Source organism: Aeromonas sp. 600282, assembly GCF_049175755.1.
Lineage (GTDB): Bacteria > Pseudomonadota > Gammaproteobacteria > Enterobacterales > Aeromonadaceae > Aeromonas > Aeromonas veronii_A.
The window spans coordinates 21,208-34,176 of the sequence record NZ_JAAKVR010000022.1 but is presented as its reverse complement, the minus strand read 5'-3'; the positions used below and the strand labels follow the sequence as shown (position 1 = coordinate 34,176).

Annotated in this window: 13 protein-coding genes; 6 read left to right on the top strand and 7 right to left on the bottom strand. The window is 59.7% G+C overall.

Annotated elements, in window-relative coordinates; genetic code table 11:
- Positions 1–188: 188 nt before the first annotated feature.
- A complete protein-coding gene (ubiK, locus tag G5137_RS18365; protein WP_005339429.1) occupies positions 189–446 on the top strand; it encodes a ubiquinone biosynthesis accessory factor UbiK in 258 nt (85 codons plus the stop codon).
- 54 nt (positions 447–500) lie between these two features.
- Here ubiK and G5137_RS18360 read toward each other — a convergent pair whose 3' ends face one another.
- From G5137_RS18360 to trxA, 6 genes are all read right to left on the bottom strand, one after another.
- On the bottom strand, positions 501–1,514 hold the full coding sequence (locus G5137_RS18360; protein ID WP_227341660.1) for a sensor domain-containing diguanylate cyclase: 1,014 nt from the start codon (positions 1,512–1,514) through the stop codon (positions 501–503).
- A gap of 218 nt (positions 1,515–1,732) precedes the next feature.
- On the bottom strand, positions 1,733–2,431 hold the full coding sequence (gene fre / locus G5137_RS18355) for an NAD(P)H-flavin reductase (RefSeq protein WP_042054686.1): 699 nt from the start codon (positions 2,429–2,431) through the stop codon (positions 1,733–1,735).
- A gap of 146 nt (positions 2,432–2,577) precedes the next feature.
- Entirely contained in the window at positions 2,578–4,047 is a 1,470-nt protein-coding gene (gene ubiD, locus G5137_RS18350; RefSeq protein WP_421231680.1) for a 4-hydroxy-3-polyprenylbenzoate decarboxylase, read from the bottom strand.
- A 33-nt stretch (positions 4,048–4,080) separates the two neighbouring features.
- Positions 4,081–5,073 (bottom strand): hypothetical protein, encoded by a 993-nt coding sequence (locus G5137_RS18345; RefSeq protein WP_421207186.1) that lies wholly within the window; start codon positions 5,071–5,073, stop codon positions 4,081–4,083.
- Between the two features lie 108 nt (positions 5,074–5,181).
- A complete protein-coding gene (gene rho, locus G5137_RS18340) occupies positions 5,182–6,447 on the bottom strand; it encodes a transcription termination factor Rho (RefSeq protein ID WP_005342418.1) in 1,266 nt (421 codons plus the stop codon).
- A gap of 204 nt (positions 6,448–6,651) precedes the next feature.
- On the bottom strand, positions 6,652–6,978 hold the full coding sequence (trxA, locus tag G5137_RS18335; RefSeq protein ID WP_005339416.1) for a thioredoxin TrxA: 327 nt from the start codon (positions 6,976–6,978) through the stop codon (positions 6,652–6,654).
- Between the two features lie 113 nt (positions 6,979–7,091).
- Between trxA and rhlB the strand changes: the two genes are divergently transcribed.
- From rhlB to G5137_RS18315, 4 genes are all read left to right on the top strand, one after another.
- The gene (gene rhlB / locus G5137_RS18330) at positions 7,092–8,381 is read left to right on the top strand and encodes an ATP-dependent RNA helicase RhlB (protein WP_005339414.1); all 1,290 of its coding nucleotides are present in this window, start codon (positions 7,092–7,094) and stop codon (positions 8,379–8,381) included.
- Positions 8,382–8,392: 11 nt separating this feature from the next.
- A complete protein-coding gene (gene gppA, locus G5137_RS18325) occupies positions 8,393–9,883 on the top strand; it encodes a guanosine-5'-triphosphate,3'-diphosphate diphosphatase (RefSeq protein WP_227341662.1) in 1,491 nt (496 codons plus the stop codon).
- Positions 9,884–10,078: 195 nt separating this feature from the next.
- Positions 10,079–11,056: a DUF4382 domain-containing protein gene (locus G5137_RS18320; RefSeq protein ID WP_266135501.1), complete on the top strand. Its 978-nt coding sequence runs from the start codon at positions 10,079–10,081 to the stop codon at positions 11,054–11,056.
- A 25-nt stretch (positions 11,057–11,081) separates the two neighbouring features.
- On the top strand, positions 11,082–11,351 hold the full coding sequence (locus G5137_RS18315; RefSeq protein WP_323913210.1) for a Rho-binding antiterminator: 270 nt from the start codon (positions 11,082–11,084) through the stop codon (positions 11,349–11,351).
- 59 nt (positions 11,352–11,410) lie between these two features.
- Here the strand turns inward: G5137_RS18315 and G5137_RS18310 are convergent, their stop codons facing one another.
- A complete protein-coding gene (locus G5137_RS18310; RefSeq protein WP_421231681.1) occupies positions 11,411–12,157 on the bottom strand; it encodes a class I SAM-dependent methyltransferase in 747 nt (248 codons plus the stop codon).
- Between the two features lie 69 nt (positions 12,158–12,226).
- Between G5137_RS18310 and G5137_RS18305 the strand changes: the two genes are divergently transcribed.
- Positions 12,227–12,967 (top strand): substrate-binding periplasmic protein, encoded by a 741-nt coding sequence (locus G5137_RS18305; RefSeq protein WP_005342407.1) that lies wholly within the window; start codon positions 12,227–12,229, stop codon positions 12,965–12,967.
- The last annotated feature ends 2 nt before the right edge of the window (positions 12,968–12,969 follow it).

Below are 12,969 nucleotides of genomic sequence, written 5' to 3'. Positions count from 1 at the left end.
ATCTTCTGCTCAGGTTTGTGGCGAGAATCAAGGTTTTACGTCAACAAAGGGGCGCAAGGGTAACAACAGTGAGTGATTAACCAGACCCGACCAGCCAGCGGGCACCATCACGACTAAAAAGCCGCCGCGATCTCGGCAAAGTGAGGGAATTGTCGGTAGAATGTCCGCCAACGCTTAAGGAGGACATCATGATCGACCCGAAGAAACTGGAAGAGATCGCCAAGCAGGTGCACAACTCCCTGCCACCCGGCATTCGCAGCATGGGTGAAGAGGCCGAGAAGAAGATGCGTCAGGTACTGCAAGCGCAGCTGGGCAAGCTGGATCTGGTCAGCCGTGAAGAGTTCGACGTGCAGACCAAGGTGCTGCTGCGTACCCGGGAAAAACTGGCCGCCCTCGAAAGCAAGCTGGCTCAGCTCGAGCAGCAGCTCGGCGCCAAAGGCGAATAACGAAAACCCCAGCTCAGCTGGGGTTTTTGCTTTGTATTGAACCTGTAAAAAGCATCACACCTGAAGCAGATACCAGGCCCGCTTGCCGCGCGCCTTGGCCTCGTACATGGCCCGGTCGGCCACCTCCAATGCCTGTCGGAAGCTCAATGGTTGCTCCTCCCACAGGGCGATGCCGATACTCAGCCCCACCCGCTGCGGGCAACCGGGTTTGGGCACGTAACCATGCATCCGGCAGATCAGGGCATCGGCCAGATGAGCCAGAGCATGGTTTGATACATCACGATGCAGATAAACCACAAACTCGTCACCGCCGTAACGGCCGCACAGGGCAGAGCCCGGCATAATGAGACGCAACCACTCCGCCATCTGCTGCAGTACCTGATCACCACAAGCGTGGCCCAACTGGTCATTGATCCCCTTGAAGTCATCCAGATCGATAAAGAGCAGTGCCCCCGTCCCTTGTGGCGGCTGTAGAGCGAACGCCTTGCCAAATCCCTGCCGGTTGAGCAGGCCGGTGAGCGCATCGCAGTTGGCACGCTCTGCCAGCCGCTGCTCATAAGCCTTGCGCTGGGTGATATCGATATGGGAGCCCATGATCCGCAATGGCCTGCCCTCATCATCCCACTCCACTACGCGACCACGATCCCACAGCCAGGTGATCTCCCCGGCCGGGCTGATGGTGCGGTATTCAGCTTCGTAGAAGGGCGTTTTCCTCTCAAGGTGGGCAAAGTAGCTGCCCATGGCATGGGCGCGATCGTCGGGATGGAGCTTGGCGCTCCACTGATCGAAATGAGGGGCCATATCGCCAGCCTGAAAGTTCTGCAGATTGAAGACCCGCAGTTCGCCGGTGGGAATGGTGCCCTGCCAGAGACAGATGCCGGTGCCATCGAGGGCGGCATTGAGCTTCTCCTGCAACAGGCCGTTTTCATGCTGCAAAGCGGCGATCTCTGCCTGCAAACGGGCAAACGCATCACCACCGGAGGAGGGTTCCGGCATGGCGGCCAGCTCAGTCGCGCAGGGTGCCTCCCGATCATACCCGGGTTGCCCCCTTGCCTCTTTGCTTAACACTGCGCCTCCTTGTGCTTGCTCTATGGATACTCTTGTCAATCCAAACAAAGATGCCACCAGCCAAGCCAGATTAGTAGCCATTCATAGCCAATATATTGAAAAATAATGGGATAACGCCGCGATAATCCAACCATTCGGTACGATCAGGTACTGCGGCAGCCACAAAAACAAAAGCCCCCGGCAAAACCGGGGGCTGCGTCATCCAAGCGGGGATCCCGTCAGATAAATTCGTAGGCGTCACCGAAGATGCGCTCCGGCTCGGCGCCGAGGATCTTGAACTCCTCACGCGCGGCCCCCGCCATCTCGAAGCGACCGGCGACATAGATGTCGTAGTCGTGGAGGCTGACGAAGTCATCCATGATCGCCTTGTGCACCAGTCCGCTCTTGCCGGTCCAGTCAGCATCCGGCTCCTGCACCACCGGGATAAAGGTGAGCGGCGCATAGTCACGCTCCCACTGCTGCATCTGCTCCAGTTCGTAGAGCCAGTGAGCCTGACGCACCCCCCAGTAGAAGAACACCGGGCGCTTGCTGCCTGTGTCGATCAGATATTCCAGAATGGAGCGGGCGTAAGAGAAGCCGGTGCCGCCCGCCATCAGGATCAGCGGACGGGGAGACTCATCGCGCAGGAACGCCTTGCCAGCCGGCAATTCGACCTCGATCTCCCCCTGCTCGCGCATGCGGGCCAGCACCTGACCGGCATAGGCGTTCTCGGGAGTGGCACCAATTTGCAGCTCCAGCACGCCCGGGCGGGTCGGCGAGTTGGCGATGGAGAAGGGGCGCTTGTCCGAATCGCTCATCACCACCAGCAGATACTGGCCCGGCTTGAAGCTGATCGCTTGCTGCGGCGTCAGAGCCACATGCCAGATGGTGTCGACATATTCGCGCAGTTCCTCTACGCGGCATTTGATACGTTGCATTCTTGTCCTTGTGGCGGGCTCGCTCGGCCCGCTTCGCTCATTGTTTCACTATGGAGTGACGACCAGCAGCCCTGGCCCCGTCAGTCGAGAATACTCAAATCAATGCGGATCGCATCACTTTTTGCAGCAAAGCTGTCATGTTTGCCTCATCCGAGGATATTGAGCTCATCCCAGATGGCATCGACCTTCTGCTTCACCGCCTCATCCTGAACTATGGGCTGACCCCACTCCCGATTGGTCTCGCCCGGCCACTTGTTGGTGGCATCCAGCCCCATTTTGGAGCCGAGGCCGGAGACCGGCGAGGCGAAGTCCAGATAGTCGATCGGCGTATGCTCGATCAAGGTGGTGTCCCGTGCCGGGTCCATCCGGGTGGTGATGGCCCAGATCACATCCTTCCAGTCGCGGGCGTTGACGTCATCGTCACACACCACCACGAACTTGGTGTACATAAACTGGCGCAGGAAGGACCAGACTCCCAGCATCACCCTCTTGGCGTGGCCCGGGTAACGCTTCTTGATGGTCACCACCGCCATCCGGTAGGAGCACCCCTCCGGCGGCAGATAGAAGTCCACAATCTCGGGGAACTGCTTCTGCAGCAGCGGCACGAACACCTCGTTCAGCGCCAGACCCAGTACCGCCGGTTCATCGGGCGGACGGCCGGTGTAGGTGCTGTGATAGATGGCATCGCGCCGCTTGGTGATGTGGGTGATGGTAAAGACCGGGAACTCGTCCACCTCGTTGTAGTAACCGGTGTGGTCGCCATAGGGCCCTTCCGGCGCCATCTCACCCGGCTCCAGATAGCCTTCCAGCACGATCTCGGCGCTGGCGGGCACCTCCAGATCGCAGCTGATGGCCTTGATCACCTCGGTACGGCTGCCGCGCAGCAGACCGGCAAAGGCATATTCGGAGAGAGTATCCGGCACCGGCGTCACCGCGCCGAGAATGGTCGCCGGATCGGCACCGAGTGCCACCACCACCGGGAATCGCTCGCCCGGGTGGGCCTCCTGCCACTCGCGAAAATCGATGGCACCGCCACGATGATCCAGCCAGCGCATGATCAGCTTGTTTTTGGCGATCTTCTGCTGGCGATAGATGCCGAGGTTCTGGCGCTTCTTGTAGGGGCCGCGGGTGATGGTGAGGCCCCAGGTGACCAGCGGCGCCACATCGCCGGGCCAGCAGTGCTGGATCGGGATCTGGTCGAGACCGACCGCATCTCCCTCCTGCACCACCTGCTGGCAGGGGGCGGAAGAGAGGCGCTTGGTCGGCATGTTGAGCACCTGCTTGAAGATCGGCAGCTTCTCCATCAGCTCCTTGAATCCCTTGGGCGGCTCGGGCTCCTTGAGATAGGAGAGCCAGACCCCGACCTGACGCAGAGCGCCCACATCGGGCTGCCCCATGCCCATGGCAACCCGATCCGGGGTGCCGAACAAATTGGTCAGCACCGGCATGGTGTAGCCTTTGGGATTTTCGAACAGCAGAGCCGGGCCACCCGCACGCAGGGTGCGATCGCTGATCTCGGTCATCTCCAGATAGGGGTCTATCTCGCGGGTGATGCGCTTGAGTTGTCCGTTTTGTTCCAGCTGCGCGATGAAATCACGCAAATCCTTGTATTTCATGCAAGTTCCCAACCGGGTTCAGGAGGTCACGCATTATAACCCTGGCTGCCCATCGGGTGTACCCGAATCAGGCAGCAGACTCGGTGCTGCGGGGGGGAGATCACGCTGGCCGAGGCGTCTGGCAAGGCCGGAGAGCAACTGGGGTTCATCCACCTCCATCAATAGACCGGCCACCAGCGCCCCGTATTGGCGGTTGGAGAGCTCGGCCAGCAGGTATTTCTGGGCTTGTGGCGGCAAAGGAGAGAGGGCGCTCAGCTGGCGCAGGGCCGGCTCTCTCAAACCGGGATTGCCGCTGGCGGCAATCAGCAGGGAGCTGGCCGTATTGCCATGATGGAAGCGGTTGATGGTGGCGAGTGCGCGCAGCGCATCCTGATCTGCCGGCCGCCGCCACAACATGCCATAGAGCGCCGGTTCACCTGTGCGCAGCAGCAGATGGAGCAACAGCTGATTGTCGGGCAGATAGATATTCCGGCTGGCCAGCGCTTGCGCCTCCCGCATCCAGATCGATTGCGGCAAGGCGTCGAGGGCCAGCAACAGAGCTTGCTGCTGCATGGCAATATCGGGGTTACTGCTGTAGTAGATGGACTTTAGCTGGAAGTTGCCCTGGGCAAGTTGCTGCTGATAACGCTGCACCAATGAGTGCAGTTGCCATTCGCCCAGCAACTGACGGGCCTGCGCGGCAAAATCGTAGACAGGTTGCTGCACCAGAAAACCGTCTACCTGCTGCTCCTGCAGCCACTCTGGAGCCTTGTCGGCCTGTGCCTCGACCCAGCGTTGCAACGCGGGGGACGCAGGAGCGGTAACCGGAATATCCCGCAGCAGCTGCAACAGCAGGAACTCCCGCTGCTCGCGGCTCAGGGTCGCCAGCAGAGAGTCGATGGCGGCAAATTGTCCTTGCTGCAGACGGCTCGCCAGATAGTGCCGATGCGTCTGCAGCGTCTCGGCTGTCACCGTAGCCGGAGCACTCTGCGCACAGACTGGCATTGCACTCAGCAATCCCAGCAATAACCAGACAACAGGCTTCATGACGTCTCCATCCATGCGACATCGGGATCTCATACTACTAGGGCAACCGGAAAACAGATAAACAAAAACCGCGACCAGGGCCGCGGTTTCGTCATTTTCTGACCGGACTTACTTCTGCTGGCGCCGCATGGCGTCGAAGAACTCGTCGTTGGTCTTGGTCATCGCCAGCTTGTCGATGAGGAACTCGATACCGTCGATCTCGCCCATCGGGTGGACAATCTTGCGCAGGATCCACATCTTCTGCAGCTCGTCACCAGTGGTCAGCAGCTCTTCCTTGCGGGTGCCGGAGCGGGTGATGTCGATGGCCGGGTAGACACGCTTCTCGGCAATCTTGCGCGAGAGGTGCAGTTCCATGTTGCCGGTACCCTTGAACTCTTCGTAGATGACTTCATCCATCTTGGAGCCGGTATCGATCAGCGCGGTGGCGATGATGGTCAGGCTGCCGCCCTCTTCAACATTACGCGCGGCGCCGAAGAAGCGCTTGGGACGGTGCAGGGCGTTGGCGTCCACACCACCGGTCAGTACCTTGCCGGATGACGGGATAACGGTGTTGTAGGCGCGAGCCAGACGGGTGATGGAGTCCAGCAGGATCACCACATCTTTCTTGTGCTCGACCAGACGCTTGGCCTTCTCGATCACCATTTCGGCAACCTGAACGTGACGGGAAGCAGGCTCGTCAAAGGTGGAAGCGATCACTTCACCTTTCACCATCCGCTGCATCTCGGTCACCTCTTCCGGACGCTCGTCGATCAGCAGAACGATCAGTTCACAGTCCGGGTGGTTGTAGGCGATGCTCTGGGCGATGTTCTGCAGCAGCATGGTCTTACCGGCCTTGGGCGGCGCCACGATCAGGCCACGCTGGCCTTTACCGATGGGGGAAGCCAGGTCCAGTACACGGGCGGTGATATCTTCGGTAGAGCCATTACCCCGTTCCATGCGCAGACGTTCGTTGGCATGCAGGGGGGTAAGGTTTTCAAACAGGATCTTGTTGCGGGAGTTTTCCGGACGGTCGTAGTTGACCTCATTGACCTTGAGCAGTGCGAAGTAGCGTTCGCCCTCTTTCGGTGGCCGGATCTTGCCGGAGATGGTATCGCCGGTACGCAGGTTGAAGCGGCGGATCTGGCTCGGGGAGACGTAGATATCGTCAGGGCCTGCCAGATAGGAGCCGTCTGCACTGCGCAGGAAGCCGAAACCATCGGTCAGGATTTCCAGCACACCGTCGCCAAAGATATCTTCACCACCCTTGGCGTGCGCCTTGAGGATTGCAAAAATAATATCTTTCTTGTGCGCCCGAGCCAGATTTTCCAACCCCATGGATTCGCCAAGCTTGACCAGCTCGGACACAGGAGTGTTCTTTAATTCAGTCAGATTCATAGTGGTGAAAGTCTGTAAGCAAGGATTGAAATGAGGAGACAGTCTGCTGGATTGATGCTGATCGGATTTGATTGCCAGGCTGTGGTTAGCAAAGAGTCAGGCAAAAAGGTTAGCAAACGAGCGATAAACTAGCACCAATCGGGATGAGCGTCTAGGTGATAAAACACAAGGAGCGCATTATTGCAATGCGCTCCTCTTTAATTATTACAGGTTGCCGTCCAGGAACTCTTTCAGCTGAGTCTTGGACAGTGCACCGACCTTGGTCGCTGCCACTTCGCCATTCTTGAACAGCAAGAGGGTCGGGATACCACGAATGCCGTACTTGGGCGGAGTATCAGAGTTATGGTCGATGTTCAGTTTGGCTACGGTCACGCGACCTTCGTACTCTTGGGCAACTTCTTCCAGGATCGGGGCAATCATCTTGCACGGACCACACCACTCGGCCCAGAAGTCGACCAGAACGGCGCCATCGGCTTTGATTACATCTGCCTCGAAGCTGGCATCGCTCAGCTGAACAATCTTGTCACTCATCTCCAACTCCAGTCAGTAAATAAGGCTTTATTGACTCGTCAATAAAGGCAATAGTTGCCCTATTTGAAATGATCCTGTTTATTATTGCAAGCCTAACCTGATAACCTACCGCCATGAGCAAAACACACTTAACGACCGACAAATTCGCCCAAATGGGCCTCGAACCCGAAGTTCTGGCTGGTCTGGAATCAAAGGGATTTCACTATTGCACCCCCATCCAGGCACTCTCCCTGCCACTGCTGGTAGAGGGCCATGACCTCGCCGGTCAGGCCCAGACAGGAACCGGCAAGACCATTGCCTTCCTGGCCGCGACATTCAACTATTTGCTGACTCACCCGCTGACCAAGCCCCGTCTGGTTAACCAACCCAGAGCCATCATCATGGCACCCACCCGGGAACTGGCAGTACAGATCTATAACGATGCCGACAGCATCGCCGCTTCTACCGGCCTGAAACTCGGCCTCGCCTACGGCGGCGAAGGTTACGACAAGCAGCTGGCCGTGCTGGAGCAGGGCGTCGACATCCTGATCGGCACCACAGGCCGCATCATCGACTACTTCAAGTCCAAGGTCATCGATCTGAGCAACATTCAGGTCGTGGTACTGGACGAAGCAGATCGCATGTTCGATCTGGGCTTCATCAAGGACATCCGCTTCCTGTTCCGCCGCATGCCGCCCGCGACCGAGCGTCTGAGCATGCTGTTCTCCGCCACCCTCTCCCTGCGTGTGCAGGAGTTGGCATACGAACACATGAACCACCCGGAACATGTGCAGGTCGAGCCGGAGCAGATGACCGGCGTGCGGATCAAGGAGGAGCTGTTCTACCCCTCCAATGAAGACAAGATGTTGCTGCTGCTCTCCCTGATGGAAGAGGAGTGGCCGGAAAAAGCCATCGTCTTCGCCAACACCAAGCATGTCTGTGAAGACGTCCATGCCTGGCTGGAGAATGACGGCCACCGCGTCGGTCTGCTGACCGGTGATGTGCCGCAGAAGAAACGGATGAAGATCCTCGAGGATTTCACCAAGGGTGCGCTCGATATTCTGGTCGCCACCGACGTGGCCGCCCGTGGTCTGCACATCCCTGACGTGACCCACGTCTTCAACTATGACCTGCCCGACGACGCTGAAGACTATGTACACCGCATCGGTCGTACCGGTCGTGCCGGCAAGAGCGGTCACTCAATCAGCCTGGCCTGTGAAGACTATGCCTTCAACCTGCCGGCCATCGAGGAGTACATCCACCACGCAATTCCGGTCAGCAAATATGATCGCGAAGCGCTGCTGGATGACGTGACCCCGCCGAAACGGGTGTTCCGCAACCGTCAGCCGGTGAACCGCAACATGCGGGATCGTCAGGGCGGTGGCAACAGCAACAACCGTCGTCGTCCGCCGCGCAAGAGCTAAGGACAGGCCCGTTGCACAACTCGCCTCTCTATGCCGCCATCGACCTCGGCTCCAACAGCTTTCATATGCTGGTGGTGCGCGAGGTCGCCGGTGCCCTGCGCACCGTCGCCAAGGTAAAGCGCAAGGTTCGCCTCGCAGCAGGGCTTGATCCGGAATTTCGTCTCAGCCGTGCCGCCATGGAGCGGGGCTGGGACTGTTTGCGTCTCTTCTCCGAACAATTGCAGGACATTCCGGCCGACAATATCCGGGTGGTGGGCACCGCCACCCTGCGGCTGGCCACCAACGTCGACGAGTTCCTCAGCGAAGCGGAACGGGTGCTCAACCACAGCATCGAGATCATCTCGGGCGAGGAAGAGGCCAAGACCATCTATGAAGGGGTCTCCTGGACCTCTGCCGGGGAAGGCAACCGGCTGGTGATCGACATCGGCGGCGCCAGTACCGAACTGGTGATCGGCGAACATAGCGAAGCAAAACTGCTCAACAGCCTGCACATGGGCTGCGTCACCTGGCTCAACAATCACTTCGGTGATGGCGAGCTCTCCGAAGCCCGTTTCGAGCAGGCGATTGCCGCCGCCAAGACGGTGCTGGAGAAGGTGGCGGAAGATTACCGCGCCCTCGGCTGGCGCACCTGCGTCGGCGCCTCCGGCACGGTACAGGCGCTGCAAGAGATCATGCTGGCGCAAGGGAAGAGCGAGCGGGTCACCCTGCCGAAGTTGCAGGAGCTGATGGGTCAGGCCATCGCCTGCGGCAAGCTCGACCGGCTGCAACTGGAAGGGCTGGCGGCCGAACGGCTGACCGTGTTCCCCTCCGGCCTTGCCATCCTGATCGCCATCTTCGAAACCCTCGATATCGAGAGCATGACGCTGGCGGGTGGCGCCCTGCGCGAAGGACTGATCTACGGTCTGCTTGGCAACAATCACGACTGTGATGCCCGGGATCGCACCGCCGACAGCCTGATCAGCCGCTATCAGCTGGATAAAGAGCACGCCGAACGGGTGCGCGATACCGCCGTCGAGGCGTTCAACCAGCTGCAACCGGCCTGGCGACTCTCCAAACGCTACGGTCGCCCGATTTTGCGTTATGCCGCCCTGCTGCATGAGATCGGCCTCTGTATCGAATACAAGAAGGCGCCGCAACACGCCGCCTACATCATCGACAACATCGACATGCCGGGCTTTACTCCCGCGCAAAAGAAGCTGTTGTCGGCCCTGCTGTTCAACCAGCGGGACGAATTCAAGCTGGAACCACTGGAGAAACAGGGTGCCGTCACCGGTCGTCAGGCGATCCGGCTGGCCCGTATCCTGCGCATCGCGCTGATCCTCTGCATGCGCCGTACCCAGGGCACAGTGCCCAGCTTCACCCTGCAGGCAGAAGAGGAGTCACTGACCCTGACCCTGCCCAAGGGGTGGCTGGACGAGCACTACCTGCGCGCCAGCGAGCTGCGCCTCGAGGTAGAGCGCCAGCAGAAGATGGGCTGGCCCACCCGCCTGCTGGAAGCCTGATTGGGCCACGCCCAATCAGTGCCCCGGCGTTCCGAAAATCTCTTTCGCTGCCAACACTGGTGCTACTCAGGCCTGCACCTTGATGTTATTGGGCTGACGGGCAGATCCCGCCCTTGCGTCTGGGCCCAGCCTCCCCTTCATGACCAACGTTCGACTAGAGTTGGGGTGTCTTCATAACCAACCGGAATGGACGCCATGAAATCCTTGACTCTGATCGGACTGACCACCCTGCTCACCGCCTGCGGCGGTGGTGGCGACAGCAATAGCCAACCACAACCAGCCCAGCTCTCGCTGGCCTTCTCCGACGCCCCGGTGGATGCGGTCAGCAAGGTCTGCATCGCCGTCGCCAACATCAGCATCCACCCCGTCGCCGGCAACGAACAGATCTGGACCACCGCCAGTTTTCTCACCTCGGCCCAGGACGATGGCTGCACCCCGAGCGGCGAGACGATACCGCTCGACAGTGCAGACCGGCCGCAGTTCACCTACATCGACCTGCTGAGTTATCAAGGATCCGCCAGTCGCCCCCTGCTGTCCGGTCAGAGCGTGATGCCCGGTGACTACAGCCAGATGAGGTTGCGGATACTGGATGGACGGGAGGTCAGCAACCAATTTCTGAATGGCACCCCCTACTCCTACGTCAAACGGGATGATGGGGGGATCAAGCCGCTGGAAGTGCCAAGCAGCGAGCTCAAGCTGGATGCCTTCACCATCGCAGCAAACGGCCTCAGCGCCTTCACCACCGAGTTCGACCTGCGCCAGGCCATGGTGCTGCCCGGCCACGAGCAGTACTACAAGCTCAAGCCCAGAGGGGTGCGGCTGGTGAATAACACCCAGGTCACCATCGTCAGGGGCACGGTAGCAGCTGGCTTGTGTGGCGGCCTGCTGACCGACAAGGCTTTCGTCTACTTCTACCAACCCAGAAGTGACGACAACTACCCCGACATGGCGGACAGCGACAACGGTTTCTATGCCAGCGCGCCCGTGTTGCCGCAAAGCGGTGGCGGCTTTGGTTACGAGTTGGGATTTGTTAATCTCGGTAGCTACGATCTGGCGCTGGTCTGCAATGGCCACGAGGACGATCCGGCGCTGGCTGGCGACCCGCTGCAACTGGAACAGGTGCAGAAAGCCCAGGCGGTGGTGGCGCCCGCCACCATCATCAATTTCCAGTAACCGGCGACAAGAGGGCAACCCGCACATGAACACCTACCAACCCATCAGTTGCGATCTCTACGACTGGCTGGAGATCGCCGCCAGCTGGCAGTTGCCAGTCACCCTCACCGACCGGGATGGCCGCCAGTGGGCGGACAAGATCCGCACCATCGAGGCCAGAGAAGGGATCGAGTACCTGCTGCTGCACAGTGGCGAACGGCTCAGTCTGGCGGAGCTGGTCACCATGGTGCTCAGCTGGCAGGGGGAGGAAAAACTGATCCGCTTTACCCCGCCGGCCCCAGCCGACGGCCAATAGATGGCAAGAGGGCCAACCCCATCGGGTTGGCCCTCTTCTTTTACCCCTCGCGTGCGGCGTTATCCCGCCAGCGCCGCCATCACATAGACGTCAAAGCGGTTGCTCTTGGTCTCGATAGCCATGCTGGGTTTGTGCTCATTGAGCCAGCCAGCATAGTCCGGTCGCTTCACCACTACCCGCTTTTGTGCCATCTTCAGCGCCGCCGGCAGCAGGGCATCGGCATCAAGATCCGGTCCCACCAGCGACTGGAATACCCGCATCTCTTTTTTCACCAACGCCGACTTCTGCTTGTGAGGGAACATGGGGTCGAGGTAGATCACCTCGGGCCGCTCCGGCAGCGCCAGCAGATTGTCCACGGCAGGCCCGTGCAGCAGTTGCATCCGCTCGCGCACCCAGGGGCCAATCTCGGGATCTTGCGCCGCCCGTGCCAGCCCGTCCTGCAACAGAGCTGCCACCACAGGGCTGCGCTCGATCAGGGTCACCTTGCAACCGAGGGACGCGAGCACGAAGGCATCGCGCCCCAGACCGGCAGTGGCATCCACCACGGTCGGTGTGGCACCGGCCTTGAGCCCCACTGCCTTGGCGATGGACTGGCCACGACCTCCACCAAATTTGCGGCGATGCGCCACCGTCCCCGCCACGAAATCCACATAGACGGCACCCAGCTTGGGTTCATCCAGCTTGCGCAACTCCAGCCGCTCCGGAGTAAACACCAGAGCAAACAGGGGAAGGTCGATTTGGCCAAGCTGGCTGGCCAGCGCGTCTGCCTGCGCGGCCTTGGCGGGGTCTTCGAGGAGGATTTGCATGGTCTCTGGATGCGTTCTAAGTTCAGTGAAGCGAGTGTACCACAACCCCCTCATATCCCGGAGAATCCCATGCAGCTGCTGATAGCCCTGTTGCTTGCCGCCCAGAGCAGCACCAGTCTCAAGGTATGCGGTGTAGACTGGCCTCCCTTCTCCTACGCCGAACAAGGCAAACTGATGGAAGGGATATCAGTGGAGATCCATCAGGAAGCAACCAGACGCCTCGATATGACCCTCACCCTGCTCGAACTGCCCTGGGGACGCTGCGAACAGTATGTCAGCACCCAGCTGGCGGATGGCATTCTCGACAATGCCCCCCTGCCCGGCTGCTACCACTCTGACCTTGCCACAGCCTTCTACCCGCTGGCCGCCTATGTGCGTACCGACAGTCCGTTACAGACCTTCTCGTGGGAGATGGCCAAGGGGCTGAAAGTAGGGATGGTCAGGGGCTATGACTATACCGACAAGATCAGGAACTTCACCGGATGGGACCCCATCAAGGCCCATTCAGACAAGCAGTTGCTGCTGTTGCTAGAGAAGAGCCGGGTTGACCTCATCATCCTCGACTACTTCTCGGCCCCCATCCTCTCCAGGGAGCAGGACGTAAAGATCCGCCCCCTCACCCCCTTTATCGACTCGACACCGCTCTACCTCTGTTTTGGCAAGCAGAAAGCAGACCTGTTGCCTGCCTACAACAAGGCATTGCAACAGATGCTGGACGAGGGAGTCCTGGATCGCATCTACCTGCGCTATCTCGGCGAGGATTACCGGACACTGCAAGCAAAGCAGGAACAGATGACATCGAAGGAGTAAGC

Coding starts and splice junctions, on each gene's coding strand:
- G5137_RS18310 (WP_421231681.1), bottom strand. CDS start 12,157: ATGCAAATCCTCCTCGAAGACCCCGCCAAGGCCGCGCAGGCAGACGCG.
- G5137_RS18305 (WP_005342407.1), top strand. CDS start 12,227: ATGCAGCTGCTGATAGCCCTGTTGCTTGCCGCCCAGAGCAGCACCAGT.
- G5137_RS18320 (WP_266135501.1), top strand. CDS start 10,079: ATGAAATCCTTGACTCTGATCGGACTGACCACCCTGCTCACCGCCTGC.
- rho (WP_005342418.1), bottom strand. CDS start 6,447: ATGAATCTGACTGAATTAAAGAACACTCCTGTGTCCGAGCTGGTCAAG.
- rhlB (WP_005339414.1), top strand. CDS start 7,092: ATGAGCAAAACACACTTAACGACCGACAAATTCGCCCAAATGGGCCTC.
- ubiK (WP_005339429.1), top strand. CDS start 189: ATGATCGACCCGAAGAAACTGGAAGAGATCGCCAAGCAGGTGCACAAC.
- ubiD (WP_421231680.1), bottom strand. CDS start 4,047: ATGAAATACAAGGATTTGCGTGATTTCATCGCGCAGCTGGAACAAAAC.
- G5137_RS18315 (WP_323913210.1), top strand. CDS start 11,082: ATGAACACCTACCAACCCATCAGTTGCGATCTCTACGACTGGCTGGAG.
- G5137_RS18345 (WP_421207186.1), bottom strand. CDS start 5,073: ATGAAGCCTGTTGTCTGGTTATTGCTGGGATTGCTGAGTGCAATGCCA.
- trxA (WP_005339416.1), bottom strand. CDS start 6,978: ATGAGTGACAAGATTGTTCAGCTGAGCGATGCCAGCTTCGAGGCAGAT.
- fre (WP_042054686.1), bottom strand. CDS start 2,431: ATGCAACGTATCAAATGCCGCGTAGAGGAACTGCGCGAATATGTCGAC.